25 protein-coding genes and 1 tRNA gene are annotated in these 25792 nt (G+C 39.1%); 14 read left to right on the plus strand and 12 right to left on the minus strand.

Annotated features, from left to right (window positions below):
- Positions 1-16 precede the first annotated feature (16 nt).
- A complete protein-coding gene (locus JYB62_RS16115) occupies positions 17-652 on the minus strand; it encodes a GDSL-type esterase/lipase family protein (protein ID WP_205646422.1) in 636 nt (211 codons plus the stop codon).
- 133 nt (positions 653-785) lie between these two features.
- On the opposite strand from JYB62_RS16115, the gene JYB62_RS16120 reads away from it, so the two are divergent.
- Positions 786-1625, plus strand: a complete 840-nt coding sequence (locus JYB62_RS16120; protein WP_205646423.1) for a hypothetical protein — start codon at positions 786-788, stop codon at positions 1623-1625.
- Here the strand turns inward: JYB62_RS16120 and JYB62_RS16125 are convergent, their stop codons facing one another.
- Complete coding sequence (locus JYB62_RS16125; protein WP_205646424.1) at positions 1626-2984, minus strand: acyl-CoA dehydrogenase family protein; 1359 nt, start codon at positions 2982-2984, stop codon at positions 1626-1628.
- A 42-nt stretch (positions 2985-3026) separates the two neighbouring features.
- Between JYB62_RS16125 and JYB62_RS16130 the strand changes: the two genes are divergently transcribed.
- A complete protein-coding gene (locus JYB62_RS16130) occupies positions 3027-3632 on the plus strand; it encodes a class I SAM-dependent methyltransferase (RefSeq protein WP_205646425.1) in 606 nt (201 codons plus the stop codon).
- On the opposite strand, the gene JYB62_RS16135 is transcribed toward JYB62_RS16130, so the two are convergent.
- The 8 genes from JYB62_RS16135 to JYB62_RS16170 form a co-directional block, all read right to left on the minus strand.
- A complete protein-coding gene (locus JYB62_RS16135; RefSeq protein WP_205646426.1) occupies positions 3621-4511 on the minus strand; it encodes an AraC family transcriptional regulator in 891 nt (296 codons plus the stop codon). The two genes, JYB62_RS16130 and JYB62_RS16135, sit on opposite strands and share 12 nt — an antisense overlap.
- A gap of 36 nt (positions 4512-4547) precedes the next feature.
- Complete coding sequence (locus JYB62_RS16140; protein ID WP_205646427.1) at positions 4548-4838, minus strand: DUF983 domain-containing protein; 291 nt, start codon at positions 4836-4838, stop codon at positions 4548-4550.
- A gap of 213 nt (positions 4839-5051) precedes the next feature.
- On the minus strand, positions 5052-6401 hold the full coding sequence (locus tag JYB62_RS16145; protein WP_205646428.1) for a neutral/alkaline non-lysosomal ceramidase N-terminal domain-containing protein: 1350 nt from the start codon (positions 6399-6401) through the stop codon (positions 5052-5054).
- A 6-nt stretch (positions 6402-6407) separates the two neighbouring features.
- Positions 6408-7571, minus strand: a complete 1164-nt coding sequence (locus tag JYB62_RS16150; protein ID WP_205646429.1) for an AIR synthase related protein — start codon at positions 7569-7571, stop codon at positions 6408-6410.
- Positions 7572-7694: 123 nt separating this feature from the next.
- Positions 7695-9626: an OmpA family protein gene (locus JYB62_RS16155; RefSeq protein WP_205646430.1), complete on the minus strand. Its 1932-nt coding sequence runs from the start codon at positions 9624-9626 to the stop codon at positions 7695-7697.
- 43 nt (positions 9627-9669) lie between these two features.
- On the minus strand, positions 9670-10155 hold the full coding sequence (locus tag JYB62_RS16160) for a hypothetical protein (protein ID WP_205646431.1): 486 nt from the start codon (positions 10153-10155) through the stop codon (positions 9670-9672).
- Positions 10156-10233: 78 nt separating this feature from the next.
- Entirely contained in the window at positions 10234-11025 is a 792-nt protein-coding gene (locus JYB62_RS16165; RefSeq protein ID WP_205646432.1) for a (Fe-S)-binding protein, read from the minus strand.
- Between the two features lie 74 nt (positions 11026-11099).
- Positions 11100-12434: a 4Fe-4S dicluster domain-containing protein gene (locus JYB62_RS16170; RefSeq protein WP_205646433.1), complete on the minus strand. Its 1335-nt coding sequence runs from the start codon at positions 12432-12434 to the stop codon at positions 11100-11102.
- Positions 12435-12537: 103 nt separating this feature from the next.
- Here JYB62_RS16170 and JYB62_RS16175 point away from each other — a divergent pair.
- The 6 genes from JYB62_RS16175 to JYB62_RS16200 all read left to right on the plus strand — a co-directional run bounded on the left by JYB62_RS16175 (position 12538) and on the right by JYB62_RS16200 (position 15960).
- A tRNA-Phe gene (locus JYB62_RS16175) sits at positions 12538-12610 on the plus strand.
- Positions 12611-12879: 269 nt separating this feature from the next.
- Positions 12880-13371: an RNA polymerase sigma factor gene (locus JYB62_RS16180; RefSeq protein WP_205646434.1), complete on the plus strand. Its 492-nt coding sequence runs from the start codon at positions 12880-12882 to the stop codon at positions 13369-13371.
- Positions 13368-13796 carry a hypothetical protein gene (locus JYB62_RS16185; RefSeq protein WP_205646435.1) on the plus strand — a complete coding sequence of 143 codons (429 nt, stop codon included), beginning with the start codon at positions 13368-13370 and terminating at the stop codon, positions 13794-13796. Before JYB62_RS16180 ends, JYB62_RS16185 begins: the two co-directional genes overlap by 4 nt.
- A gap of 4 nt (positions 13797-13800) precedes the next feature.
- Positions 13801-14340 (plus strand): DUF4252 domain-containing protein, encoded by a 540-nt coding sequence (locus tag JYB62_RS16190; protein WP_205646436.1) that lies wholly within the window; start codon positions 13801-13803, stop codon positions 14338-14340.
- A 23-nt stretch (positions 14341-14363) separates the two neighbouring features.
- Entirely contained in the window at positions 14364-14846 is a 483-nt protein-coding gene (locus JYB62_RS16195; protein ID WP_205646437.1) for a DUF4252 domain-containing protein, read from the plus strand.
- 547 nt (positions 14847-15393) lie between these two features.
- Positions 15394-15960: a hypothetical protein gene (locus tag JYB62_RS16200; RefSeq protein ID WP_205646438.1), complete on the plus strand. Its 567-nt coding sequence runs from the start codon at positions 15394-15396 to the stop codon at positions 15958-15960.
- Between the two features lie 323 nt (positions 15961-16283).
- On the opposite strand, the gene JYB62_RS16205 is transcribed toward JYB62_RS16200, so the two are convergent.
- Together JYB62_RS16205 and JYB62_RS16210 are read right to left on the minus strand one after the other, a co-directional pair.
- Complete coding sequence (locus JYB62_RS16205; protein ID WP_205646439.1) at positions 16284-18020, minus strand: M14 family metallopeptidase; 1737 nt, start codon at positions 18018-18020, stop codon at positions 16284-16286.
- A gap of 12 nt (positions 18021-18032) precedes the next feature.
- Entirely contained in the window at positions 18033-19625 is a 1593-nt protein-coding gene (locus JYB62_RS16210; RefSeq protein WP_205646440.1) for a M14 family metallopeptidase, read from the minus strand.
- Between the two features lie 213 nt (positions 19626-19838).
- On the opposite strand from JYB62_RS16210, the gene JYB62_RS16215 reads away from it, so the two are divergent.
- The 6 genes from JYB62_RS16215 to JYB62_RS16240 all read left to right on the plus strand — a co-directional run bounded on the left by JYB62_RS16215 (position 19839) and on the right by JYB62_RS16240 (position 25675).
- Positions 19839-20669, plus strand: a complete 831-nt coding sequence (locus JYB62_RS16215) for a universal stress protein (RefSeq protein ID WP_205646441.1) — start codon at positions 19839-19841, stop codon at positions 20667-20669.
- Positions 20670-20675: 6 nt separating this feature from the next.
- Positions 20676-21911, plus strand: a complete 1236-nt coding sequence (locus tag JYB62_RS16220; protein WP_205646442.1) for a cation:proton antiporter — start codon at positions 20676-20678, stop codon at positions 21909-21911.
- Between the two features lie 99 nt (positions 21912-22010).
- The gene (gene hemH, locus JYB62_RS16225; protein ID WP_205646443.1) at positions 22011-23039 is read left to right on the plus strand and encodes a ferrochelatase; all 1029 of its coding nucleotides are present in this window, start codon (positions 22011-22013) and stop codon (positions 23037-23039) included.
- Positions 23040-23137: 98 nt separating this feature from the next.
- Positions 23138-24304, plus strand: coding sequence for a CynX/NimT family MFS transporter (locus JYB62_RS16230; RefSeq protein ID WP_205646444.1), 1167 nt, complete (start codon positions 23138-23140; stop codon positions 24302-24304).
- A 58-nt stretch (positions 24305-24362) separates the two neighbouring features.
- On the plus strand, positions 24363-24965 hold the full coding sequence (locus tag JYB62_RS16235; RefSeq protein WP_205646445.1) for a DUF2179 domain-containing protein: 603 nt from the start codon (positions 24363-24365) through the stop codon (positions 24963-24965).
- Positions 24965-25675 (plus strand): tRNA1(Val) (adenine(37)-N6)-methyltransferase, encoded by a 711-nt coding sequence (locus JYB62_RS16240; protein WP_205646446.1) that lies wholly within the window; start codon positions 24965-24967, stop codon positions 25673-25675. Before JYB62_RS16235 ends, JYB62_RS16240 begins: the two co-directional genes overlap by 1 nt.
- The last annotated feature ends 117 nt before the right edge of the window (positions 25676-25792 follow it).

Below are 25792 nucleotides of genomic sequence, written 5' to 3' on the forward strand. Positions count from 1 at the left end.
TCTTACATTCGACTTCTTATAACCTAATCGCTCTGGCAATTACTTCGGCCATAATTCCCAACCCCTCCACATCTGGATGAACACCATCTGGAAGCAATTCAGCTTTATCCATCAATGGAGTATATAAGTCTATTAGTTCTGCATTGGCGGCTTCGGCAATATCTACAATCATCATTCTTTGCTCATTGTTCATGATAGAGGCTGTAATGCCAAAATTGTCTTTCGTAACAGGAACTGGCATGATTACATATACTTTCCCATCTACGGGCATCGTCTTTCTGAATTCAGCAATCATATCTAGGTAATCTTGTCTGAATTCAGATGCATATTTCCAGTTTTGAGGTTTGGAATCGTTGGTGCCTAGCATAATCACTAAAATATCTGGAGCAAAATCTTTGACTTGCTGAAATTGGGGCTCATTCCAATAAGGGTAATCGCCATTACGAAGCAAAGTTCGACCGCTAACTCCAAAATTTCCAACTTCGTATCCATCTCCAAGGATTTTCTGCATCTGTAATGGCCAGCTATCCGGATTGTCTCTGCCTGGGCCTTGGGTAATACTGTTGCCTACACAGGCAACTTTTAGTGTTGATTGAGCAAATGAATAGCTACAAATCAGTGCAAAAGTTAAAATCAAATAGGTTTTTTTCATCTGTTAGGGTTTTTGTCAAATTTAAATAGGTAAATCAGTTCCTATTCTTTTAATAGACTGAAAGAACGTTGGAAAAAGAGAAATTTAAAATAAGCATTATCTGTCAAATCCGAATGCGTGGGTATCTTTAAGCGTGAATTCAGTAAAAGAATTATACCAACGGCTTACTTGGCTTTCATTGGATGTGGTTTTTGGAGCGATGGGAGGAATGCTCTTTTTTTCAAAGCTACTGAGAGTCCCTTTGCATTGGACCATTTATGCTTTGCTAGGGATGGCTGTTTGGGCAATTTATACATTTGACCATTTGATGGATGCAAGAGTTCACCCTATAGGTTCCAAAATGGATCGGCATGGGTTTCATCAGAAGCATGGCTTCGCTCTATGGTTTTTATTGATTATAGTGGGGTTAGTGGGTTTATATGGTGCCTACATGGTTTTTGGGATCGGGGAAGAACTCTTCGCTGGTGGGATATTAGGTATGATTATCCTATTAGTCATGCTAATCATTCGGAAATTGCCACCTACCTATCATTGGTTGAAAGAATTGAATACCGCGATTTTCTATGTCATAGGGATTGCCTTGCTTCCATTCCTCCGATTTTCATTTTTTGACTGGACTTGGGAGACAGGAATTACTACAGCGGGATACATCGCTTTGGCTTACCTCAACTTAATTATGCTTTCTTACTTAGATGCAGGAAAGGACCAAGCCTCAGGTTATGGTTCTTTGGTAAGTGTGTTGCCTAAAGATCAACTAAATGGAGTCATTCGGATTTTATCCATCATGATTATTCTTGTTTTTTTTTGTGGGGTTATTTTCCTGCCCTCTTTTTATAAAGTGTTTTCCAGCCTGATTTTGATCATGGGCTTGATCCATTACCTTACATTTTTTAATAAGAGGCTCAGTTCCTACCAAATCAGATATAGAATGGAGGCTACTTTCTTCCTCCCCTGGGTGCTTTTTGTTTGGTAATTAGACAAAAGCACTGTGTCCGGTAATCGCACGGCCTACGATCAAAGAGTTTATTTCTTTGGTTCCTTCATAGCTATAGACTGCTTCAGCATCGGCTACAAATCGTGCAATATCATGTTGTAGTAAAATACCATTACCACCAAATAATTCTCTGGCATGATCCACTATGGAACGCATTCTGAGGGTACAGAAGACTTTGGCCAAGGAAGCATGTTCATCTTTTAATAGATCGCTGTCTTGCATTTCAGACAATCGGAAGACCATCGTTTGCATGGCTGTTAAGTCTCCTAACATAGTTACTAGGAGATCTTGAACTAATTGGAAAGATGCAATAGGTCTACCAAACTGTTTACGCTCATTGGTATAGGCCAGCGCTAATTCATAGGCTCCTCTAGCGCAACCTACAGCTTGCCAAGCCACTCCGGCTCTGGTCATGCGAAGCACTTTGGCAGTATCTCTAAAAGAGTTGGCTTCTTGTAGACGATCCGATTCTGGAACCTCACAATTAGTCATAGTAATTAAGGCATTCTGCACAGTTCTTAGCGCCATCTTATCTTCTAATTTCTCAGCAACAAATCCAGGGTTTTCTTTTCTTACAATAAAGCCTTTGACTTGTTGGTCATCCAGATCCCTTGCCCAAATAATCGTGATGTCCGAAAAAGTCGCGTTCCCTATCCACTTTTTTTGACCATTCAAAATCCAAACATCTCCTTCTTTTTTACAGGTGGTGGTAAGACCGCCTGCGACTCCTGATCCCACTTCTGGTTCGGTAAGCCCGAATGCTCCTATTTTTTCCAACTTTTGCATGGAAGGGAGCCATTCATTCTTTTGCTCTTCTGATCCACATAAATAGATAGATCCCATTGCCAACCCGCTTTGTACCCCGAAAAAGGTAGACATGGATGTATCGACTCTCGCCATTTCCATCGCGATAAACCCTTCCAAAAGAGCAGAATGACCTGGGCATCCATAACCTTGATAGGTTAATCCAGCGATATCCAATTCTGCCATTTTAGGAATGATATGCATGGGGAATTCTGCTCGGTTCCAATAGTGATTGGCGATGGGCTTGATTTCTTTTTCCATAAACTCCCTTACTCTCAGTTGGATTTCGCGTTCGTGACGAGGTAAACTTTTTCCCAATTCATAGAAATCCCCATTGATAGGTGGGATTTCTTTAGGTCTACTTCCCCCTTTGAGCATTCCCATCATTTTAGAAAGATCTTCCTCACTCATTTTTGAGACTAAGTTTACCATTTTGGGTAAGTCTACTTTTTGGGAAAGTTTTGAGATTTGGTCTAAGTCAACATTAGACAGAATTTGACGAAGTCCTGAAATGGATTTAAATATATTTTTCATAAAAAATTATTTTGGGTTTTCACTAAGTTACATTTTTAACAGATGAAAGACAGTTACGGTTTTATTGCTCCCTTTTACAATCGGTTGGCCAAATTGGTTTTTGGCAATCAGCTAGCCGTAGCTAAACGATCCTTTATCTCACGTTTAGGAGAGAAAAAGGTCTTGATTATTGGAGGAGGAGATGGGAAAGACTATCAGAACTATCAGGAAAACCTACTGGGAGATTATTGGGAGCTATCGCAATCCATGCTTGTACTGTCGAAGAAAAACCTTCATAGAAGTTCCTTAAACTTCCATTTGGGAAATTTTAGGCAAAAAGAAAATCATACCTTTGATGAAATCTGGCTTCATTTCGTGTTGGATACCATGTTTGATTCAGAAATCATGGAGTTGCTCGATCAATTGAAAAGATCTTTGAATCAAGAAGGCAGGATTTTTTTTGTGGATTTTTTTCAACCCACCACTCTAAAAAATAAAATGCTACAATTTTTCATGATTAGCTTTTTCAGGATGGTGGCACAACATAAAAGGAAAAATATTCCTGAATATGAGGAGCTTTTCAAACGTTGTTTATGGGAAAAGGAAAAAGAACAGATCTTTTTAAAAGGTTGGGTTAAAGCTCAAGTATGGAAAATTTCAGAAGGATGATGATTTTTGAAGTAATCTGAATTCTTCAGGAGTATAAGAAGTCTTCTTCTTGAATAGTCTGCTGAAATAGCTTGGGTCTACAAATTGTAATTTGAACGCAATTTCGGAAACACTTAAATCTGAATGTACTAGCAAACGTTTGGATTCTAAAATGACTCGTTCAATAAGTATTTTTGAAATAGGTTTCCCTACCTTTTTTTGGGTGAATAGATTAAGTTGCTTCAAACTCATATTCATTTGGGTGGCGTAATAATTTACATCTCTTTGAACTGTAAATGCTTCCTCTATGATTTTCTCCAGCTTTTGGAATTGATTGAGATTGGGTGTTTGACTTTTAAGCTGTGGATTTTGATCTAAATAATATCGATAAGAAAGGGTCAGAAGAATATTAGTATAACTTTTTAATAAATCCATGCTTGACCAACTGGGATGAGAAATCTCTTCTTCAATTTTTTGAAAGCTGAAAACCAATTCATTGAACTGGGCAACCTCTAAATTTATCAATGGGATAGTTAGATTTGAATTAAAGAAAATATAGCTATTGAGCTTTGCAAGGCTAAATATCGAGGTGTAAAATGATTGGCTAAAAAATAGAATGTGTCCTTTTGTATCTGGGGAAAGGGTCCAGGTATGAACTTGCCCGGGGGCAAGGAAGAACATAGATTTGGAGGTCACTGGGTAGGATTTAAAATCGATTATATGAGTTCCATTTCCATGGCCAAATAAAACGAGGATATAAAAATCGTGTTTGTGAGGTTTTTGGATGAATAGATGAGTTTGTAAATGTTTTTCTAGCCTTGAATAATAAAACTCTTGGGGATCAACAGAAACTTTTTCAAAATCTGGGATTTGATACGTGGGAAGTGTGGTTTTAGGCATATTTGAATTTCTCAACTAATTTACCGAAAACCTACTTTAAACTGCCGACTGGTTTTTTGATGGTTCCGATTTCTTCTTATAAGGGATAAAAATAGCGATCCAAATTGATCTACTTAATCGGAATATGATTGGTAAGGCAAGAATTGCTGCCAAACTGATGGTGACCAAAAGCGTGGTCAAAGAATAGTCTGGATAGAAGATTTTCAAGAGTACCCAGGCCGTAATAAAAAGGGCAGTGTTAAAAGCATAACTAATGAACATTGCTCCGAAATAAAAACCTGGTTCCGGCTCAAAAGATTGATGACAATTTTCACATCTCTTGTTCATACTAAAAAGGCTTGAGGGTTTAGAAATTTTTCCTTTCTCAAACATTTTTCCATGATGACATTTTGGGCAGTTACAGCTCAAAATGCTTTTCAATGTAGTGTCCTTATTCCAGTCCATTTTTGCCTAAATTTTAAACAAAGGTAATGTCCTAAAGTAGTTAGCCAGCAGGACATTTATTCCAATTTATAGGACAAATGGGAATCGAAATTTCTTTTATTGGCCCACTTTATTGATGATTTTCCTAATCAAATCATCATAGTATTTCCCATTGCCAGGTCCATACCAGTTCATTTCTCTAACTTCATGAAACTTCTGGTCATAGTATTTATCAGGAGTAATGTACCCCATATAGCCTCCATTAAAGGTGGTAATCATTAGGTTTAAGCCATGCTCTTTTGCTTGCTTTTCCCAACTGGCAAAGAATACTCCTGAAATCTCTCCGCTAGAGGCTATCATCAAGGTATTCCCTATAAGGGTGATGTCGAAATGCACATTGGTATCGCCTAACAGGTAATTAAAAAGCCAGGGTCTAATCCTTAGATTATCTGAAATCCTGAGGTGAGGTTCTCTTAAAGCAATCGGTAAGGTTCCCGTTTCAATGCGGTTAGTGTGAAGCGTAGCGTAATAGGTCATTTTGATCTGCATCACTGAATCCAGTAGATGGGCATACTCCTGCACCTCTTCAGGACTGTTCCCTGATGCTAGTGGGCGATGACTTCCTACGGTGCCAGCTGCAAACATTGCAAAATCAAAATCCCCATTTTCCAGGTCATTCATTAGGTAGTAAGGGTAATCTCCTGAAAGTCCCATGAATTTGGAACTCAGAATAGTCGCATGGGCGGAATAGGTGAAAAATGTGGCTTTTTCCCCGCTCTTCTTGGTAAAGATTATCTGTCGGATGGAAGGCTCAATTGGATCTTCTTTGACAAAACGATTGGCAACAAATTCTGAAGCATCGACTTTTTTATATTGAATTGTAGTGCTGTCCTGAGTAGCAAGAGCTTGGTTTAAGGCCGTCAAGGTTTTGTTGACAATCAACTTTACAGTTTCCTCTTGGTATCCTCCGAAGGCCAATTCTCCTAATGGGCCAGGCATATATCCTCCCATTCCTGCATGGGTATGGGTAGCTGTAAAAATCACCTGATCAATAGGCAGACTTTGTTCGCGGATGGCTGTTTGAATTTCCTTGGCTAAATGAGGGTGTACAATCAATAATTCATAGCTTAACCAAGCTACTGTTGTTTCCCCATTACCAAGAGTTAAGGCTTTTACAAAACTGCTGTCTTGTACAAATTCGTAATTCCCCCTAGGGGCATATCCCACTAGTTCAACGGGTTCATCCGGTGTCATATTGGATTTACCCCAGCCAGCAAACCAAACTGATGTTTCAGAACCTTGAAGTTGGAGCTTCTCTAGATCCGAAAAAGTTTTTTTATAGAAATCCTGATCCTCGATCGGAGATCTATCCACTTTGGTCAAGGTGATTATAGCCACCAAAAAAACAAAAAGGAAAACCCCTAAGAGGATTTTCCCTATGTTATACGCCAGCTTTTTAAATGCCATTATTAATTAATATTCAAAGACTCCGTAAGGGCTTTTAATGGTAACTTTTTTCCCTTCATGAGGCTCCACTCTACCAATGATTTGAGCTTCTACTCCGTAGGATTCTGCGATATCAATGATTTCCTCAGCATATCGTTCATCCAGGTAGACTTCCATTCTATGTCCCATATTGAATACTTTGTACATTTCTTTCCAATCTGTACCACTTTCTTCTTGGATGATATTGAATAGAGGAGGTGTTTCAAATAAATTATCCTTGATGACATGAACATCATCTACAAAATGCAACACTTTGGTTTGCGCCCCTCCGCTACAATGTACTAAACCATGAATTCTAGATCTCATATAATTTAAGACATCTACCATGATTGGAGCATAAGTTCGGGTAGGAGAAAGCACCAACTTTCCAATATTTACAGGAGAGCCTGGAGCTGCATCTGTCAAATTGTATTTTCCTGAATAGACCAAATCTTCTGGAACAGAAGGATCAAAGCTTTCAGGGTATTTGGTTTTTAATACTTTATTGAAAACATCATGTCTTGCAGAGGTCAGTCCATTACTACCCATTCCTCCATTGTAAGAACTCTCATATTTGGCTTGACCAAAGGAAGCTAATCCTACAATTACGTCACCTGCTTGAATGGTATCGTTAGAGATCACTTCATCTCTTCTCATCCTACAGGTGACTGTGCTATCTACAATGATGGTTCTAACCAAATCCCCTACGTCTGCTGTTTCTCCACCCGTAAGGACTGCATTGACCCCATTGTCTCTGAGCATCTGAAGTACTTCCTCAGTGCCCTCGATAATGGCGGAAATGACTTCGCCAGGAACAAGGTTTTTATTTCTGCCAATGGTGGAGGAAACCAAAATATTATTGATCGCGCCCACACAAAGCAAATCATCAGTGTTCATGATGATTGCATCTTGAGCAATTCCTTTCCAAACGCTCAAATCCCCAGTTTCTTTCCAATAAGAATAGGCTAAGGATGATTTGGTGCCTGCTCCATCAGCATGCATGATGTTACAGTAAGCAGGATCGTTTCCAAGGGTGTCTTCCACGATCTTACAAAAGGCTTTTGGATAGAGACCCTTGTCAAGTTTTGAAATGGCCTGATGTACATCTTCTTTGGAGGCGGAAACTCCGCGCTGCATGTATCGCTCGTTCATAGCTGCAAAGTTAAGTATTCCCCATCAATTCGGGAGTAAGTTTGGGAAAACTTAAAAAGAGAAAAGTGGTCAGAATTGGGTTTGCATTCCAACTTGACCACTTTTATCATATTTCCATGGTATTTACTCTATAATTTCAATCACCTTGAATTCAGTTCTTCTGTTTACTTGATGCTCTTCCTCCGTTGTTGCATTTTGGATGATTAACTGACTTTCACCATATCCCTTGGCAACCAATCTGTCCCGACTGATCCCTTGTGATACTAAATAATCAACTGCAGATTGAGCTCTTCGCTGTGACAAGTCTAAGTTATACTCATCAGAAGATCGATCATCCGTATGTGAACTCAATTCAATTTTTATGGAAGGATTATCTTTCAAAACCTGAACCAATTTATCCAATTCAACCGCAGCATCTGGGCGGATATCTGCTTTGTCCAGGTCATAATAGATGTTTTCTAACACGATGGACTTCTCTAAGATCAACTGATCCAAAACAATTGTCGTGTCTAGGGTGATATTGGTTACTTCCTGAATTAAGTCTTCGGGATTTGGAGTTTTTCCTACTGTAGTATATGGAATTGACTTGGAGAAATAACCGGTTTTAGAGGCTATGATTGTGAAATCCGCATTGGGCTCTAAGGTGAATCTTACCCGGCCATTTGAATTGGAAAAATCTCCTCCGGACTGCTCATTGTTATCATCATAAAGAACTACACGTGCTTGTTCCAGCACTGCATCTGGTTCCCCTGCTACCCGTTGCTTGGTATATACATTAAGAAGTACATTGACAATTTTGGGTTTTGGAGTCTTGTCTTCAAAGAAGTAAATATCATCGTCTCCAATTCCGCCTTCACGGTTTGAGGAGATAAATCCTTCTTTAGGGTAGTTGGTAAAGAAAATTCCAAAATCATCTGCTGGTGAATTAAAATTTTCTCCTAGGTTTTTGATTACCTGTTTTCCTGAGGCATCTTTTTCAGCTACGAATAAATCCAGTTTACCATATCCGGGATGACCATCGGATGAAAAGAAGAATTTACCGTCCGTAGTAAGTCTTGGAAACATTTCATTTCCGGGAGTATTCACGTTCGGTCCTAAGTTGACCGCATTCCCAAAATCACCATTCGCTAATTTCGTAGCTTTATAAAGGTCAATGCCTCCATATCCTCCTGGTCTATTGGATGCGAAATATAGTTCCTCTCCATCTGGGCTGAAAGCGGGGGTGGAATTCCACCAAAACTCGTCTTCATTGACAGGCATCCAAATGGGCTGAGTAAAGCCTGAGCCTCTAAAATAGGAGGCAAAAAGTGCGGTTTCTGGAAGATCTTTTGGAGAAGTTGAATTTCCTCTTGCATAGATAATGGTATTTCCATCAGGGCTGATGGCTATGGCAGCCTGATTTAACCCCTCTTCATTTTGGAATTCCGGTAAAGTCTGAATATTTCCCACATCTACTCTCAATCCTTCAGCTCTTGTTCTAAACAGTTTGGTATAGGGAGATCCATCTGCTGGGTAAATTCCAGATGCTCTTCGTCCAGATGTAAAATAAATAAAATTATCATTGGTCACCGGGGCATAATCGGCACCCGGAGTGTTCAATTCATTGTAATTGACCAAAACGTAATTCGGGAAGTATTCCTCAATCCCATTTGCTAAGTTAATCGCTTCAATTTGCCGTTGTGTTTCCGCAAGCAAGCTTTCATCTTGGGTAAACCCTTTTGCCTTCTCAAACGCTTCAATGGCCTCCTCATCTTTTTCTTGTGCTTTTAAACTTTGGCCAAGACGGAAAAGAAGGTCAAATGAAGGATCTTCCTCTACCAATTTTTCATAATAAGGGCCTGCGTCTTCAATCCTATTTGAAAGTCTGAAACTCTCAGCCACTGCCGTATTAGCCTCTTGATTATCAGGATCCGATTCCAAAATCTGGGAATAAGAGTTGATGGCATATTGGTATTGACCGGAAAGGAACTGATCATTGGCTTTTTCTTGAAGGCTTTTACAGGCGTTCAAGCTCATTAAGAGAATAAAGGTGATCCACAAAAAATGGTTTTTCATCTGAAAGGGCTATTGATGATCTATCTAAGCTGAATATTACTAATTAATTTGGGAAAAATTTGTTTAACCAACTAGACTTTGCGGGAATCCATAGCTGATTTAAATGTGATTTTTCCTTAATCAATGGATTTATTACCTCCGTATCTACGGAGATTTCCCCCGCAAGGACTTTTTGTTTGATTCCCAGAGCCGGGGAAACTTTAATAGTTTGGTTATTTTTGTAACTCACTTTTCCCTGATTGGTCAGGTCAACTCCCAAGGAAGCTTCCAATTGACGAAGCACTCGGACCGAACTATCAATTGAACATCCACTTGCTCCTAAATTGCTTTCGTCCACTGCCAGCAGGATGATCTGGTTTTCAATCAAATCAAAAGAAGTAGGCATCAGATTTCCATGCGTATTCCAACCTTCACAAAAGGCAGTTAGCCTTCTTTTTAATTGAGACGCTTCCTGTTCATTTAAAGTCCGCTCAGCCTGATATACCCAAACTCTGGAATTCTCAGGCATTTTATTAAAATCAACGTACATAATTCAAATTTATTTAGGCAAAGAAAAACCCTTTCTACCTAACGGCAAAAAGGGTCAAATTGATTCAATCTTATTCAATCATATTCCCATGTCCTTAGCGATCATCTCCGCTAGGTCATAGACTTTTACTTCTTCTTCTTTCTCTTTATTCTTTACGCCATCTGTCATCATGGTCAAACAGAATGGGCAACCTACTGCGATGGCCTGGGCTCCTGTGGCCAATGCTTCTTCGGTTCTTTCCACATTAATATCTTTTTTGCCTGGTTCAGGCTCTTTAAACATCTGGGCTCCTCCAGCTCCGCAACAAAGTCCTTTGGTCTTACAGCGCTTCATTTCTACCAATTCCACATCCAATGCTTTAATCACTTCTCTTGGAGCTTCGTAAACATTGTTGGCTCGGCCAAGGTAACAAGAGTCATGAAAGGTGATCTTTTTACCTTTGAATTCTCCTCCTCCTTTTAAAGTCACTTTGCCTTCGTTGATCAGTTGCTGAAGAAATTGGGAATGGTGAATTACTTCGTAGTTGCCTCCCAAGGCAGGGTATTCATTTTTAATAGTATTAAAGCAATGAGGACAAGCGGTCACTACCTTTTTTACTTCATAACCATTTAAGACCTGAATATTTGCTACTGCTTGCATCTGGAATAAAAATTCGTTTCCAGCTCTTCTTGCAGGGTCCCCTGTACAAGCCTCTTCCGGTCCCAAAACGGCAAAACTCACACCTACTTTATTCAATATTTTAACGAAAGCCTGAGTCACGGCCTTGTATCGCTCATCAAAAGAACCGGCACAACCTACCCAGAACAATACTTCTGGAGTTTCGCCTTTTCCGGCCATTTCGGCCATGGTTGGTACTTGATAGGTAGACATATATTTTAATGTATTTTTTTGCTAAAAAGGAAACCTGAAGACTTTAATCAAGTTCCGTTAACTGAAATCTGAAATCACTTCATTTCTTCTTCTTTCACTTTTTCTGCCCAATTGAATCGATCGGAAGGGCTGAATTTCCAGGGAGAAAAACTGGTTTCCATATTTTGGAACATCGCATTCCATTGTGCTGGGGATCCAGATTCTTCCATGGCCACATACCTTCTCATTTGAAGAATGATTGAAAGTGGGTCAATATTCACAGGACATGCTTCCACACAAGCATTACAACTGGTGCAGGCATTGATTTCTTCTTTGCTGATATAATCTCCCAATAAAGACTTTCCATCTTCCAATCCCTTTCCTCCTGCATCAAGGCTTTTCCCAACCTCTTCTGCTCGATCTCTCACATCCATCATGATTTTTCGTGGGGAGAGCTTTTTGCCTGTCAAATTTGCTGGGCACTCAGAAGTACATCGTCCGCATTCTGTGCAGGAATAAGCATTCAACACATTGATCCAAGAAAGGTCGTTGATGTCTTTCGCTCCAAACCTGGCGATTTCAGATGGAGGGTCGGAAGGAGTTTCTGAAGGAATTCCCAACATCATATTCACTTCATTGGTGACTTCAGGCATATTGCTCATTTCACCTTTTGGTTTCAAATTGGAGTACCAGGTGTTGGGGAAGGCTAAGAATATATGAAGGTGCTTCGAATAAGTGACATAAACAGCAAAAGCCAAAATTCCTACAATGTGAAACCACCATGCAAATCGTTCAATGAAAATCAAAGTGGCATCGCTCATGGTTTCGAATAGCGGTTGGATGATGCCACTGAATGCCAGGCCTCCAAATGCCAAATAATGCGATACTCCTCGATCAGCTAAAATTTGATCCGTGGTATTCATGGTCAGAATTGCCAGCATCAAAATAATTTCGATTACTAGAATTAAGTTACCGTCTAAGGCTGGCCAACCTTGCATTTCAGGTTTGGTGAAGCGTTCCACTTTCAGGATGTTTCTTCGAATCAAGAATACGATACAAGAGAAGAGAACTGCTACGGCTAGGAATTCAAAGAAATTCATCGCAGCTACGTAAAAACTTCCCAGGAATGGGGCAAATAGCCTATGAGTTCCTAAAATTCCATCCAAGACAAATTCTAATACTTCCAGATTGATAATGATAAATCCTACATAAACGAATAAATGGAGGATGGCAGGGATAATTCGTTTAAACATCTTCTGCTGGCCAAATGCAACCAGTAACATGGTCTTCCATCGTTCATCTGGTTGATCATTTCTAGTTTCACTCTTGCCTAAAAGAATGTTTCTCCTAAGGAATTTCACCCTTTTGCTGAGGAACCATGCAGCGGCTCCAAAAATTATCAAAAATATTACTTGAGGTAAAAAGCTCATATTGATGAGTTTAGCGATTTTCTTCTATTTAAACCTGTATTTTTTTCTTCAAATGATTTGGAACAAAAACTCAAATACCTACCTTTGCATCACTTTACAAGAAGGTGATGTAGCTCAGTTGGTAGAGCATCGGACTGAAAATCCGTGAGTCGGTGGTTCGAATCCACTCATCACCACAAGCCCTGTCGAAAGACGGGGCTTTTTTTATGCCGATTTTTGTGTTTTCGATTCCCATTTCCATTCATTTTTAACTACTGCAAAGTAATAAATACTCTGCATGCATACTAAATTTCTCTAAAAATTAAATTAGAGAAATTGACTTGACTTAAAGAAAGATGGATAGTTCCGTTGCTATAAGTCTCATGAAATCATTAATTTTTAAATATTTTAAATTTTTTTTCACCCAAAGTGTAACATTTCAAGTTTTGATGCATCACCTAACAAAATGAAGTCATTTTTTGAAACACATATCTGGCCGAAGAGATCGAAGCTCTACCGATTGGTTTACCTCTGGATTAGAGATAGGGCTTTGGCTGAGGATATGATTCAAAATGTATTCGAAAAATCTTTTCAAAAGGAAGAGGAATTGGCAAACCACCCAAATCTATCTGGATGGTTAGTGAAAAGTTTGAAAAATGAGGTGCTGATGTATTACAGAACTTCCAATAAACTGGAGGCATTGGATGGTTTGGAGGAAATACAAGTCTCCGAACCTGTCGATGAGGAGGCTAAAGAATCTGTGAGAAAAGTGATGATTTTAGTAAAGGATCTTCCTTTGAAGCAACAGGAGATTTTCCAATTGAGAGAAGTGGAGGGAATGAGTTATGAGGAGATTTCTGATTACTTGGAAATTAGTTTAGTACAGGTAAAGGTCAATTTGCATAGAGCAAGAACGAAGATAAGAGAGCGCATGATGTCATTAAAGGAAAGAGGATGAAAGATCGCATAGAATATTTGCTAGGAAAATATTGGGAGGGAGACACTACTCTCGAGGAAGAGAAAGAATTAAAACTACTCCTGGGAAGTCAATCTGAATTTGATAGGGAGAAGGAATATTTTGGGATTATCGAGGATTATGGAAAAGAAGAGCCTAAAAATCTATATATCCCTAAGGCAAAGGTGAGAAAGTTAAACTCCCGCTGGTTGAGTTGGGCTGCTTCAGTAGCCATTTTCACAGCTTCTTTTGTAGGGTGGAGAGCTTATGAACAAAAACAGCAAGAGGAACAAGCGTATCAAGAAGTGATGCAGGCCTTTGCTTTGATTCAAACAAATATGGCTAAAGGACAGGAACAGCTTGAGGTCATGAACGAAATAAAATATTTGAATACCACAAACCAACTATTTGGTACAGTTAAAAAATAGAACTATGAAAAAAATTCTGATAATACCGATTCTACTCTTGTCTTTGGTATTCAAAGCCCAGGCTCAAGACGATGCGATTCAAAAGTTCTTTTCCAATTATATGGAAGATGATAGGTTTTCCCGTGTATACATTTCTCCTAAAATGATGCAGATGGCGGGAGGGTTTTTAAAGAACAACTCCGAGAATGATCAAGATGCGGAAGATTTGGGTACCCTGATTCAGAAAGTGAAAGGAATTCGAATTTTGAGTTCAGAGGAAGTCAATGGACAAGAATTATATAATGAGGCCATGAGTACTTTGACCAAAAATAAATACGAGGAATTGATGGACGTGCAGGATAAAGGCTCCAGTCTCAAATTTATGGTTCGGGAAGAGGGCGGCTTGGTTCGAGAGTTACTGATGTTGTCCGGTGACAAAGGAGGTCAATTCACCTTACTATCTATGCTGGGAGCTTTTACTTATGAGGATCTAAATATGCTGGCAGAAAAAACTGACATCCCTGGAATGGACTCTTATAATAAAGGATCTAAAGAAAATAACTAATAGAAAACTAAACCTTATTACACATGAAAAGAATAATTTTAACCTTGATGCTGTTTGGATCAGTGATGGCTGTACAAGCCCAAAGTAAAAGCGTGAAAGCCCTTTATGAAAAATATAAAGGAGACGAAGATTTTTTTCACCTAGAGTTAGGCGGTAATTTTATGAACTTCGCTGAGGGCTTTAAAATAGATATGGACAAGAACGATATGGCGACAGTGGCTAAGTCTGTGGAGAAATTAAACTTTTTCACCTTGCCGGATAATATTGACCAGGATCGAACCGAATTCAAAGCACTCCAAAAAGGGCTAGAGAGAGAACGCTATGAATTGTTGATGGAGGCTGCAGAAGGCAAAGGCGGAGTGATGGTCTATTCAAAAGGGAATAGAACGATTTCTGATCTCGTTGTTTTAGTAGGAGGAGATGATGGTGATTTAATGGTAGTTGAGTTAAAAGGAGAGTTTGATTCCGAGACTGTGGCAAGAGCGACAAGTAAAGGAATACATTAATAGTACCTAAACCATATAAAGGGAGCTGTCATGTAAATGACGGCTCTTTTTTTTTACTTTGAAAATTATAATAAGGAACCTGTCGGGTTTTAAGCCTTAAAATGTATTCGAAACATCAGAATTTTGGTTATAAAGCTTTAGTTTTTAAGTGCTTTAAAACTTTTTAAAAAATTTTTTTCACCAAATAACTATTTTTTTTCTGAGGAAAATTGAAATTCATGTCATTACATCATTTTGTAAATTTGATAAAAAAATAGATAAAATTCTGTTGAAATGATAAAATTCAAAATGAAACGAGTTTCGCAATCGATATCGGAAAAAAAATGTATTATCGTTAAAAAATCTTTATTATTCTTACGAAATCATTAATAAAAAGTATTTTTTGTTGAAGCATTTGCAAAATAGATTCCCTTAGCTACCTTTGTAGAGTAAACAATGTCCGGACAAGATCTAGACGACCCTGTAACCCCAAAATATCTCCCCTAGATGGAACGGCCATCCAGAGGTTACATATAAGAATCTAAAACCTATTAAACCAATTATTAATATGAAAAAATTATTCTCTTTGCTTTTTGCTGCGGGGATCGCAACAGGAGCATTTGCAACTGATCAAGACAAAGTTGTCAACATCAGACAAACTGAAGCTAAAAAAGTAGCAGTAACATATGCTGCTGTGCCACATGGTACCGTGATTGTTAAAATTACTGATTCTCAAGATAGATTGGTAATGAGAGACAAAATCAACAAAGAAGAAGCTTTCGCTAAAAGATATGACTTGAACGCGCTTCCTGAAGGAACTTATGAAGTAGAGGTATTGGATGAATCTGGTGTATTAAGAACTGCATCTTTCGATACATTCGTAGCTGAAACTCCAGCAGTATTCTCTAGAGTGTCTAAAATGGGTGATAACAAGTATAGACTATTGGTAAGTAACCTTGAAGCGAAAGAAGTGTTGGTTTCTATCTTCGATGGTGATAACATGATCCACTCTGAAAGAATCGACAATCCTCAAGGTCTTCACAAGATTTATGATATCGCTAAGCCAAACGGAAACATCACTTTTAAAGTTTCTACTGCTGGTGGTTTCGAATCTTACGTAACCAGCCGTTATTAATTAACCAACTATTATTTATCGAATCCCGTTCTTGAAAAGGAACGGGATTTTTTTTACAGTGATTGAATCTAATAGAGTGTTATTCATGTACTATTCCCTGCTTAGACCTGTGAACTAATGCCAGATTTTTATTGGGGGGCAATTTACCGTTTGTTTTTTTAGCATGACCATTTCCATTTGGGATGATGAAGTAGTTAATCAAGATGCAGGTATGGAGATTTGCACCATCTAACAAACTTTTCAAAGGAGCTATTACGGTTTTTGAAGAGCAAAAAAAAGCTCTGAGAAATTTCCCAGAGCTTTCAGTTTGAATTCTTGATATTTTACTTTTTCCAGCTCACTTTGCCACCTTTGGCAGAGTCAACGGTAATGGAGTAATTAGATCCTGAAGAAACAATCCACTTTACTTTTACTGCAGTCATTCCAGGGATATTTGCTACTTCAATCTTTTCAGGATTTCTTTTTTGTTCACTGAATTTCTTGAAGTCTTCATCTTCCACTACAAATCCCGCTATAACTTTTGCTCCAGAAATACTTACATAATCCGGTCTCTCAATTTTGTATTTTAAGTCCTGGCTCGCATGGGTTGGCATTAATCTTTCATTGAAGATGGTAGCCGTGATGGATTTTAATCCTCCTCCCAAGTCTTCTTCCTTCACATCCATAATAGAAAGTTTTGGCGTATGATAGGCATGATAAATGGTGAAGGCTGCATTTCTATGGGCATCTTGCTCCAATAAGAAGCCTGGATGTGCTCTTCCAAATGTCTTCTTGAATCCGCCTATTTCCACAGTTCCGAACTGAGGATGTTCATACTCATGCCACATCACAAATGCATCCCCCATGGTCAGCAATTGATCTACTTCAAACATTTCGTCTTGATTTCCTCTTCCAGAACCTTCTTTATGGAAATACAAATAAGAAGTCATTAATTCATTAGAATAGGTGAATACGCCTCTTGTCCCATAAAACCAGTCCAATTCTCCTCCAAAAACTGAATAGAGGTCTTTATAGACAGTCAAATAACGGTAACCAGGAATCATTTCCTCTCCTTTAGAAGCGATGGCATCATAAATGCGGATATCATCTCTGTTGTATGTGCTGACATCTTCCTCCGCGCCTGGGCCTCTTAAAATCATCCCCCCACTGTTGTGAAAGCTTTGAGCACCGGCAATGTTGGGGTGCTTCATCACAAACTCCATAATATTTCTGTTTTCAGGCAAGGAAAATGGATATCTCAAAGCTCCTCTTTGAATATAGTCTGGCTGCCAATTCCATCCCCAATCTCTGTTTGGGTCATAATAGCCTACTCCGTCATCATTGACTCTTCCATCTCCATCCCCATCTGTTCCTTCTTGGCCTAGGATTTCGTACTCACCGACTTTATCTGCACCCACCATGATCAATTTTCTTGGATCTTGTGGATCCTTGATATATCTGCCAGTAGGAGATTTTCTAATCATCATCGTGATATGTCCATCCCCATCTAAGTCATCCATCCCATCTTCTCCTTTGAGTCCGTCCCCATCATTATCCAAAACCATCATTCCAGATCGTGGAGAATTGGCGGTATTGGGCTGATTGAAGAAATCATTTCTTGCATCAGGATTTATGGTTGGGGTAATGTAAAAGGTTTTGTCTTTTAATAATTCCTGAATAAACTCATTATCGGCATGCATTTCAGTTAAATACCAAGCAGCATAAAGCGCAAATTCACCTCCCTGAATTTCATTGGAGTGGATATTGCCATCAATCCACATTCCTGGTTTGTCTGTATCAGGACCCGTGGAGAAATCTGTGATGGTCAAGGTCATCATTTCTCTACCTTCGTAGGATTTTCCGATTGATTCTATCTTCGCGATATCAGGATGGGCTGCCGCAATTTTCTTCATATTGTCTACAAGCCCTTCATAGGTGTAATAACGGTTAAATGCTATTTCAACCTTTGGCATGTAAGGAGTACCTACAGCTTGGAAGAATTTATCCTGAGCATTGGCATCGATAGAAGTTAGACTCAAAGCACTAAAAGCCAGCCCAACGATTAATTTTGTTGTTTTCATGATTTTTAGATGTTAGAGTTTAAATGTTGCGTTCACAAAACCTACATGGGAAGCCCCTGCTTTTACAGGTATTTCTCCTTTTCCTTTTACGATCCAGCTAAGTTCTACCTTCTCATAAGCTCCGATGACATCAATTAACTCGATTTTATTGCCAGAGATAATTCTGTCCTCTGGAAGATTCATATCTACTCTAACCTTTCTTAGCCATCTGGAGCGCTCTCCCATTTGAGAATGTGTTGGAATGGGAGAATTGTTAAATAAATCCACAGTAATTCTCGTTAAACCATTTCCTAACCCTTCAATCTTGAGATTATGCATTTCCAGTTTAGGCTGCATAGCAGCAAGCTTTAAAATAAAATCTGTGTGCTCGTCGGCAATCTCTCCCACTTTCTCAAATGGGGGATTGACCATGACAAATGGATTAATTCCTCCTACTTCTACTTTTTTGCCTGGGAAATCAGGATGATTAATTTCTTTCCAAGGAGTGTAAACATCTTCCCATCCCAAAGAATCAGCCCAAGCCAAATAATTGGCTTCGGCATTTGTTTTTCCTTTAAATTCTGGAGTCCAATATCCTGGAGTTCCAAAACTCAATCTTCCAAAGTGGAAATAAGCCCATTGGAAAAAATCTCCGTCTGTTCCTTGGTTCGTCTGTTGAAACGCTTTGCTGGAAATGGTTTCGTTATAAATGTTTGAAACCATAGAATTTATTGCTTGGTCTTTTTCAAGAATGGAAGTAACAACTCTTTTTCTAGCTTCTCCTGCATTATACTTTAAAGGAGAGGAAAGGTTGTTTGCAGGAGAAAATGTAACAAATGCAAAAATGTTCCACTGATCAAAAAGATAGTCCAATAAAGCTCTGGATTCTTTTTGAGCTACAGGTATATCACCCGCTAGAGGTTCAAAGACAGGGAATTTATAAGTTAAAGACTTATTGAAAGCAATTCCTTCTTTAAGATCTTCTGCGTATTTCCCATCCTTATCATCATCTACTGATTCTTTGAATACTAAATATTTTCCAGCTTCCCCTTTAGAATGGTTCGCCTTTTCCATGACACGTTCATCTTCAGCAGAAATCATATAATCTCCCATAGGATCTTCTACACGCATCCAAGTAATCATTCCATTTCCATCTAAATCAGTGTACCCATTGTCAGCAGGAACTCCGTCTCTATCATGGTCGACTGTGACTGCATTTCCCCTTCTTTCATACTTTAATGCAGCATGATATTGCTCATAGGCATCTGGTGACATGTTTGGGAAAATATAGAAAGTAGTATTTTCTAATGCAGCAGCATTTTCTGACACTAATTTCTCTGCGAATTGTAAAGCAAGTTCTACACTCAGAACGTGATAGCCTTCTACACCACCTACCACCGCAATAGCGGGTTTTTGATCTACTTGACCGGTTCCTATTTTTAATGCCCAAATATCTTTTCCCCCTTCAGTTTTGGTGAGTGAGGTAAGTTCAGCAGATGAATTGGAGCTAATCTGTTGTAGCCTTTGGTTTACTTGAGAAAGTGTGGGGTAATCAGATTGTGCAAAACCATGCATTGACCAACCCAAGCTTCCTATTAGTAAGCCTGTTAGTAGTGATTTTCTCATAAATTGTTTGGGTTTTGAATTTCATTGGTATCCAGGAGAAGCTCCTGATCTTCCTTTAAATTTTATAAAATTTACAGATAATTTAGGTAGTACTTTTTCCGAAAGCTTAAATCACGCATAAGTGGACATTGCTCGGGATAAGTGGATAAGATAAAAAACTATGTTGTACAGATCGGGATTTTTCGCTTATTTCATGTAAATAGCTACTAGATCATGTACCAAAAAATAGCCCTTGCAATAGCCTTTTCTCCTAGGATTGAGGCCCTGATCTCTGAAACCAAAAGATTGGTAGAGCTCTTTGAGTCAGAGTTGATATTAATTCACGTTGGAAAAAAGACAGATGAGCTGGTACAGAAGCTTGAAGGATTAGTAGAAAACGCCCAATTGCCAAAGGATCGCACAAAAATTATTTGGAAGGAAGGTAAGCCAGGTAAAATGATTTTGGAAGCATGCAGGGATGAGAAAGTAGATTTACTGGTAGCTGGAGCACTGAAAAATGAAAGCTTTCTAACCTATTACCTAGGTTCGGTGGGTAGAAAAATAATCAGAAAAGCCCCTTGCTCTGTGCTTACACTTATTGAGCCGAAAGTGGAAACTACTGGCTTTTCACAGGTGGTATTCAATGGAACACAAACTCCTATAACACCTTTTGTAATACAGCAAGGCATCGATTTTTCAAAAAAAGTAAAGGCGGACCAGGTTTTTATTTTGAATGAGATCAAAATGTATGGGCTTCAAATGGGGACTGCTTCTGAAGATTCGGAGCAGGAGGTTGCTCAAACCAGACGTCAGTTAGTTCAGGATGAAATCAAGTATGTGGAGGATATCCTAAGCAAATTGGATAAAGATGATTTAAAAATCAGTATCAAAGTGACTGGAGGTAGGTGGGCCATCGAATTGGCGCGATTCTGTGAAAAAATTAATGCAGACTTGTTGGTGGTAGGTGATGAGCATAAATTAAATTTTTTCGATAGGATTTTTCCACATGATTTGGAAGACTTATTAAGCACTTTGCCTTGTAATCTATTAATTGTAAAAGAATAATCTTCCATGGAAACTTTAAACCATAAGGAGGTTATTAATTTACTCCTCCAGCTTGCCGCCATGTTAATTATGGCCAGAATATTTGCCGAATTGGCAAGGAAGTTCAAGCTTCCTGCAGTAGTCGGTGAGATTTTGGCTGGTATCATATTAGGACCAACCATTTTAGGGACTTTATTTCCCGGAGCACAAGATTATCTGTTCGGCTCCCATGAAATGTCAAATGTTGCGTTGGATGGCTTTGTCCAGATTTCTGTAGTTCTTCTCCTGTTTATTGCGGGCTTGGAAGTAGAGCTTCAAGTGGTATGGAACCAAGGGAAAAATGCGTTAAAGATTGCCACGGCCTCCATGGCATTACCCATTATTGCGGGGTTTGTACTAGCCTATGCTTTTCCGGAGTTTTTGGGAGTGAATATTAATGACAGGGCGGTAGCTTCTACTTTTTTTGGATTGGCCATTTCCATCACTGCATTGGCTGTAGTCGCAAGGATATTAATGGATTTGGGAATCTTTAAGACCCAGACAGGATTGTTGATTATAGCTGCGGCCATGATCGTAGACATCCTTGGTTGGATTGTTTTCTCCGTGATATTGTCCTTATCCGAATCTGGTGCAGAAGGGCTGGGTGTTTGGCCCACGATTGGGTTAACCCTGGTCTTTACTCTGTTCATGTTGACTTTAGGAAAGGGGTTAATTAATCGGGTACTGCCTTGGATCAATAAAAATCTGGCATGGCCAGGTGGATTACTTTCCCTTTCGCTAGCTATTTGTTTTCTGGCGGCTTCTTTTACAGAGTTTATTGGGATTCATGCCATTTTTGGAGCATTTATCATTGGAGTAGCATTAGGTGATTCCGAATATTTAACAGAAAAAGCCAAAGAGATCCTTCATCAATTCATCAACAATATTTTTGCACCTATTTTCTTTGTATCCATTGGCCTAAAAGTGAACTTTGTGGAGGCCTTTGATCCAGGAGTTACCGGAGTAGTGGTGATTCTTGGATTGTTGACAAAGTATTTTGGAGCCTACTTGGGAGGAAGGTATGCAGGGATAAGCAGAAAGGAATCGATAATTGTTGGCTTTGGACTTAGCACCAGGGGGAGTATGGATATCATCTTAGGATTGATTGCATTGGAGACGGGATTGGTCTCTGAATCCTTGTTTATTGGACTGGTTATTCTAGCCTTAATTTCGAGTATTTTCTCAGGTCCTTTAATCAATTGGGCACAAAAGCTGAAATTTTAAGATGTTTTTTCAATGACTCATTTGAAAGATCAATTGGCTTAAGTTAACAATCAGATGTAATTTTGGGTTATCCTTTTCATTACCCACAATCAAAAGCACATGATCAAAACCGGAAAAACTGGCGTATTGCTGGTGAATTTGGGAACTCCAGATAGCACATCCACAGGTGATGTAAGAAAGTATTTACGCGAATTCCTGATGGATGGTCGTGTGATAGATATTCCATTAATACCGAGATGGATGTTGGTCAACTTGATTATAGCACCTTTTAGAGCACCAAAATCTGCCGCTGAATATCGTAAGCTTTGGACGGATAGAGGGTCACCTTTGCTTTTTCACACAGTGGATCTTAAAGAAAAGTTGATAGAAAAACTTGATTCATCTGAATATGTGGTGTCCATGGGGATGAGATATCAAAGTCCTTCCATTGAGTCTGCATTGGATGAGCTGATGAAAAAGAAAGTGAAAAAGATCATTGTGGTGCCATTGTTCCCACAATACGCCTCTGCTACCAATGGCTCTGTGATAGATCGAGTAATGGAAATAGCCCGTGGTTGGCAGATCATTCCGGAAATTACTTTTGTTAGCAATTTTATCGATCATCCTCTCTTTCTTAAGGCTTGGAAGGAATTAGGACAAGAGATGATGGAGAAGAAAAAATATGATCGATTTTTATTTTCCTACCATGGCCTCCCCGAACGGCAAATTAAAAAAGGTTCAGTGGATAACTATTGCCAATTAGGTGCTTGCTGTAACAAATACTCCTCTTCAAATCAGTTTTGTTATAGAGCACAATGTTTTCAGACTACTCGTATGATTGCTGCCGAACTTGGTTTGCCAGAGGATAAAGTTGATACTTGTTTTCAGTCTCGATTAGGGAAAGACCCCTGGGTTCAGCCTTATACAGAGGATATGATTAAGAAATTGTCTTCTGAAGGGGTAAAGAATGTTTTGGTGTTTTCTCCTGCGTTTGTTGCAGACTGCTTGGAAACCACTGTCGAAGTAGGACAGGAATATAAAGAACAATTTGAAGAGCAAGGTGGAGACCATTGGGATTTAGTTCCAAGTTTGAATTCGGGAGATACATGGGTGGATTGCTTAGTAGATTTAGTCCATTCTAAGTCCTGAATGGAATTTCTTTTCTCTCATTGACCATAAATCAGCTCAGGTTTCTGTTCTTTGATCGAGAATATTGATCTTACATCCATAAATCACCTTTGCATCAATTGTCAAAGTCAAACTCGTCAGAATTTTTATTAATCTCAGGGATTCTATTAGTTTCCATTAATCTGAGGACTTCTATCGCTTCGGTGGGTCCACTGATCCCATTTATTCGAGATGATTTGGGTTTATCTAATGGGTTGGCGGGTTTCCTTACCACACTTCCTTTGTTGACCTTTGCTACATTTTCACTATTTGCCCCTGCGATCGGAAGAAAAATGGGCATGGGAAGAGCAGTGTTCTTGGGTATTTTACTATTGACTATAGGGGTCATTCTCCGGGTTTTGGGTGGGATTGAGCTTTTATTAGTAGGCACTGCCCTGACAGGAATTGGAATTGTGATTGCCAATGTGTTGGTGATCCCTTTGATAAAGGTCCGTTTGCCTCATAAAATAGGTTTGATGACTGCCTTATTGGCTACTATGATGTCACTTTTTGCGGCCATTGCAGCAGGTTTTTCAGTCCCTATCGCAGAAGATTTAGGTTTTGGATGGAGAGGATCCTTAGCCTCTTGGTCTTTATTTATGGTCCTAGCACTATTGGTCTGGATACCACAATTGAAAAGGCCAAAAGCGGGTATGCATATAGGAGGGGAGAAGGCAAAAAATGTATGGAAATCTAAACTGGCCTGGCAAGTCACCCTATTTATGGGTTGCCAGTCCGTGATGTATTTTACTTTGACTGCTTGGCTTCCGGATATGTTAGTGGCCAGAGGTTGGTCTCCGGTAGAGGCAGGTGCTGTTTCTTCCATTATGCAATTGGTATCCTTGATAGGGTCCTATTTTGCGCCTTCTATTTTAATTAAGTTGAAACAGCAGTCTGGAGTCATATTTATTGTTGGGATAGGTTATATCATTGGCTTTTTAGGGTTATTTATTGAATCTGAATGGGTCACCTATTCCTCTTTGACTCTAATAGGGTTGGGAATGGGAGCTAGTTTAAGTATTGCCTATACGTTGATCTCACTGAGAACGGCAGAAGATCAGACGACAGCTAAGCTCTCTGCCATGGTTCAGTCCTCTGGATATTACTTAGCGGCCTTGGGCCCGATGTTATTCGGTATTTCGTTAGATCTGTTTGGGTCATGGAATATATTAATCTGGTTTTTGATTCTATTCTCTGTTCTTTTTACCGGATTTGGAATGGCTGCAGGCCGAGATATGAAGATCTAATAGGATTTATTCCGCAGGCATTATGTAATTTTGCACGAGTTTCCCAAATGATATTAACATGCAAGATTTAATGCAGTCTCTAGGCGTTTCAGAAAACTTATTTAACTATCTGATAATGCCTCTATTAATATTTGTTGCACGTGTTGGCGATGTCTCAATCAATACGCTACGTATTATGTTTATGATGAATGGGAAAAAGAGTATTGCTCCCGTTTTGGGATTTTTTGAGGCATTGATCTGGTTGCTTGCCATAGGCCAGATATTTCAAAATATAACTAATCCCATGTCTTATGTGGCTTATGCTGCTGGCTTTGGAACAGGTACTTATGTGGGGATGTATTTTGAAGAGAAACTGGCTCTAGGGAGGGTCTTGGTACGGATTATAACTCCAAATCCCAACCCTCAATTGATGGAATACATGAAGGAGGAGAACTTCCGATTTACCAATGTAGGGGCCGAAGGAAGTCATGGCAAAGTTCAACTGACTTTTACTGTCATGAAGAGGGATGCGCTGGCAAAATTTATAGATAAGGTGAGAAGTTTGGACGAAAAGGCGTTTTACACCATTGAAAGTGTGAAACGGATTTCCGAAGACGATTTGAATGTCATGGACGATAAGCCCAGGTTCAATATGAGCTTTTTTAGTAAAGCCAGGACCTAATGGCTAATACCTGGTTTCAATTTCAGCGGTTTCGGGTTCATCAGGATCAATGTGCCATGAAGATCAGTACAGATGCAGTACTACTGGGTGGATTGGCCTCCTCAGAAAACCCACAAAAAATATTGGATGTAGGTGCGGGAACAGGAGTGATCTCTTTGATGCTGGCTCAGCGTTTTTCCAATGCTCAAGTGATAGGGATAGAACTAGACGATTTGGCTGCAAATCAAGCAAGAGAAAATTTTAATTCCAGCCCTTTTTCGTCCAGAATGAAGGTATGGGAAGGAAGATTTCAAGAGTTTAAATCTGATTGGAGATTTGATCTTATCGTTAGTAATCCTCCCTATTTTCCAGATCATTTAAAATCTCAAAACCCCAAAAGAAATCAGGCTTTACATACTGATGCCCTTTCTTTTAGTGAGCTTGTTTCTAATTCTATCAACCTGCTTAGTAATAAGGGGTGTTTTTGGGTGATTTTACCTCCCCGACAAATGCAAGAATTAAAGGTGATTTCCAAAGATTTTGGACTAACCCAATGGAAATCTATCACAGTTCAAGATAAACCTGGAAAGAGAGTGCTTAGAGAAATAGTTTGTTTTGGGTTTGAGGAAAAAGAGGCTCAAGCTCAGGAAATTTTCATAAAAAATGAGGATGGGACCGCTCATCTTACCTATCGAAAGATTGTATCTGGATTTTTGCTGGAATTTTCTTGAAAGAAAAATAAATAACTAGAGGTCACTTCAAGTGATTAAGATCAATTCTGGTCAAAAATTCAATATTTACCTTTATGTGGATCATTTTTTACCCTAATATTTTCAATAGAATGGGAT

The sequence above is a fragment of the Algoriphagus lutimaris genome, assembly GCF_017051705.1.
Classification (GTDB): domain Bacteria; phylum Bacteroidota; class Bacteroidia; order Cytophagales; family Cyclobacteriaceae; genus Algoriphagus; species Algoriphagus lutimaris.

Coding starts and splice junctions, on each gene's coding strand:
- JYB62_RS16115 (WP_205646422.1), bottom strand. CDS start 652: ATGAAAAAAACCTATTTGATTTTAACTTTTGCACTGATTTGTAGCTAT.
- JYB62_RS16125 (WP_205646424.1), bottom strand. CDS start 2,984: ATGAAAAATATATTTAAATCCATTTCAGGACTTCGTCAAATTCTGTCT.
- JYB62_RS16130 (WP_205646425.1), top strand. CDS start 3,027: ATGAAAGACAGTTACGGTTTTATTGCTCCCTTTTACAATCGGTTGGCC.
- JYB62_RS16135 (WP_205646426.1), bottom strand. CDS start 4,511: ATGCCTAAAACCACACTTCCCACGTATCAAATCCCAGATTTTGAAAAA.
- JYB62_RS16140 (WP_205646427.1), bottom strand. CDS start 4,838: ATGAACAAGAGATGTGAAAATTGTCATCAATCTTTTGAGCCGGAACCA.
- JYB62_RS16145 (WP_205646428.1), bottom strand. CDS start 6,401: ATGGCATTTAAAAAGCTGGCGTATAACATAGGGAAAATCCTCTTAGGG.
- JYB62_RS16150 (WP_205646429.1), bottom strand. CDS start 7,571: ATGAACGAGCGATACATGCAGCGCGGAGTTTCCGCCTCCAAAGAAGAT.
- JYB62_RS16155 (WP_205646430.1), bottom strand. CDS start 9,626: ATGAAAAACCATTTTTTGTGGATCACCTTTATTCTCTTAATGAGCTTG.
- JYB62_RS16160 (WP_205646431.1), bottom strand. CDS start 10,155: ATGTACGTTGATTTTAATAAAATGCCTGAGAATTCCAGAGTTTGGGTA.
- JYB62_RS16165 (WP_205646432.1), bottom strand. CDS start 11,025: ATGTCTACCTATCAAGTACCAACCATGGCCGAAATGGCCGGAAAAGGC.
- JYB62_RS16170 (WP_205646433.1), bottom strand. CDS start 12,434: ATGAGCTTTTTACCTCAAGTAATATTTTTGATAATTTTTGGAGCCGCT.
- JYB62_RS16180 (WP_205646434.1), top strand. CDS start 12,880: ATGAAGTCATTTTTTGAAACACATATCTGGCCGAAGAGATCGAAGCTC.
- JYB62_RS16185 (WP_205646435.1), top strand. CDS start 13,368: ATGAAAGATCGCATAGAATATTTGCTAGGAAAATATTGGGAGGGAGAC.
- JYB62_RS16190 (WP_205646436.1), top strand. CDS start 13,801: ATGAAAAAAATTCTGATAATACCGATTCTACTCTTGTCTTTGGTATTC.
- JYB62_RS16195 (WP_205646437.1), top strand. CDS start 14,364: ATGAAAAGAATAATTTTAACCTTGATGCTGTTTGGATCAGTGATGGCT.
- JYB62_RS16200 (WP_205646438.1), top strand. CDS start 15,394: ATGAAAAAATTATTCTCTTTGCTTTTTGCTGCGGGGATCGCAACAGGA.
- JYB62_RS16205 (WP_205646439.1), bottom strand. CDS start 18,020: ATGAAAACAACAAAATTAATCGTTGGGCTGGCTTTTAGTGCTTTGAGT.
- JYB62_RS16210 (WP_205646440.1), bottom strand. CDS start 19,625: ATGAGAAAATCACTACTAACAGGCTTACTAATAGGAAGCTTGGGTTGG.
- JYB62_RS16215 (WP_205646441.1), top strand. CDS start 19,839: ATGTACCAAAAAATAGCCCTTGCAATAGCCTTTTCTCCTAGGATTGAG.
- JYB62_RS16220 (WP_205646442.1), top strand. CDS start 20,676: ATGGAAACTTTAAACCATAAGGAGGTTATTAATTTACTCCTCCAGCTT.
- hemH (WP_205646443.1), top strand. CDS start 22,011: ATGATCAAAACCGGAAAAACTGGCGTATTGCTGGTGAATTTGGGAACT.
- JYB62_RS16235 (WP_205646445.1), top strand. CDS start 24,363: ATGCAAGATTTAATGCAGTCTCTAGGCGTTTCAGAAAACTTATTTAAC.
- JYB62_RS16240 (WP_205646446.1), top strand. CDS start 24,965: ATGGCTAATACCTGGTTTCAATTTCAGCGGTTTCGGGTTCATCAGGAT.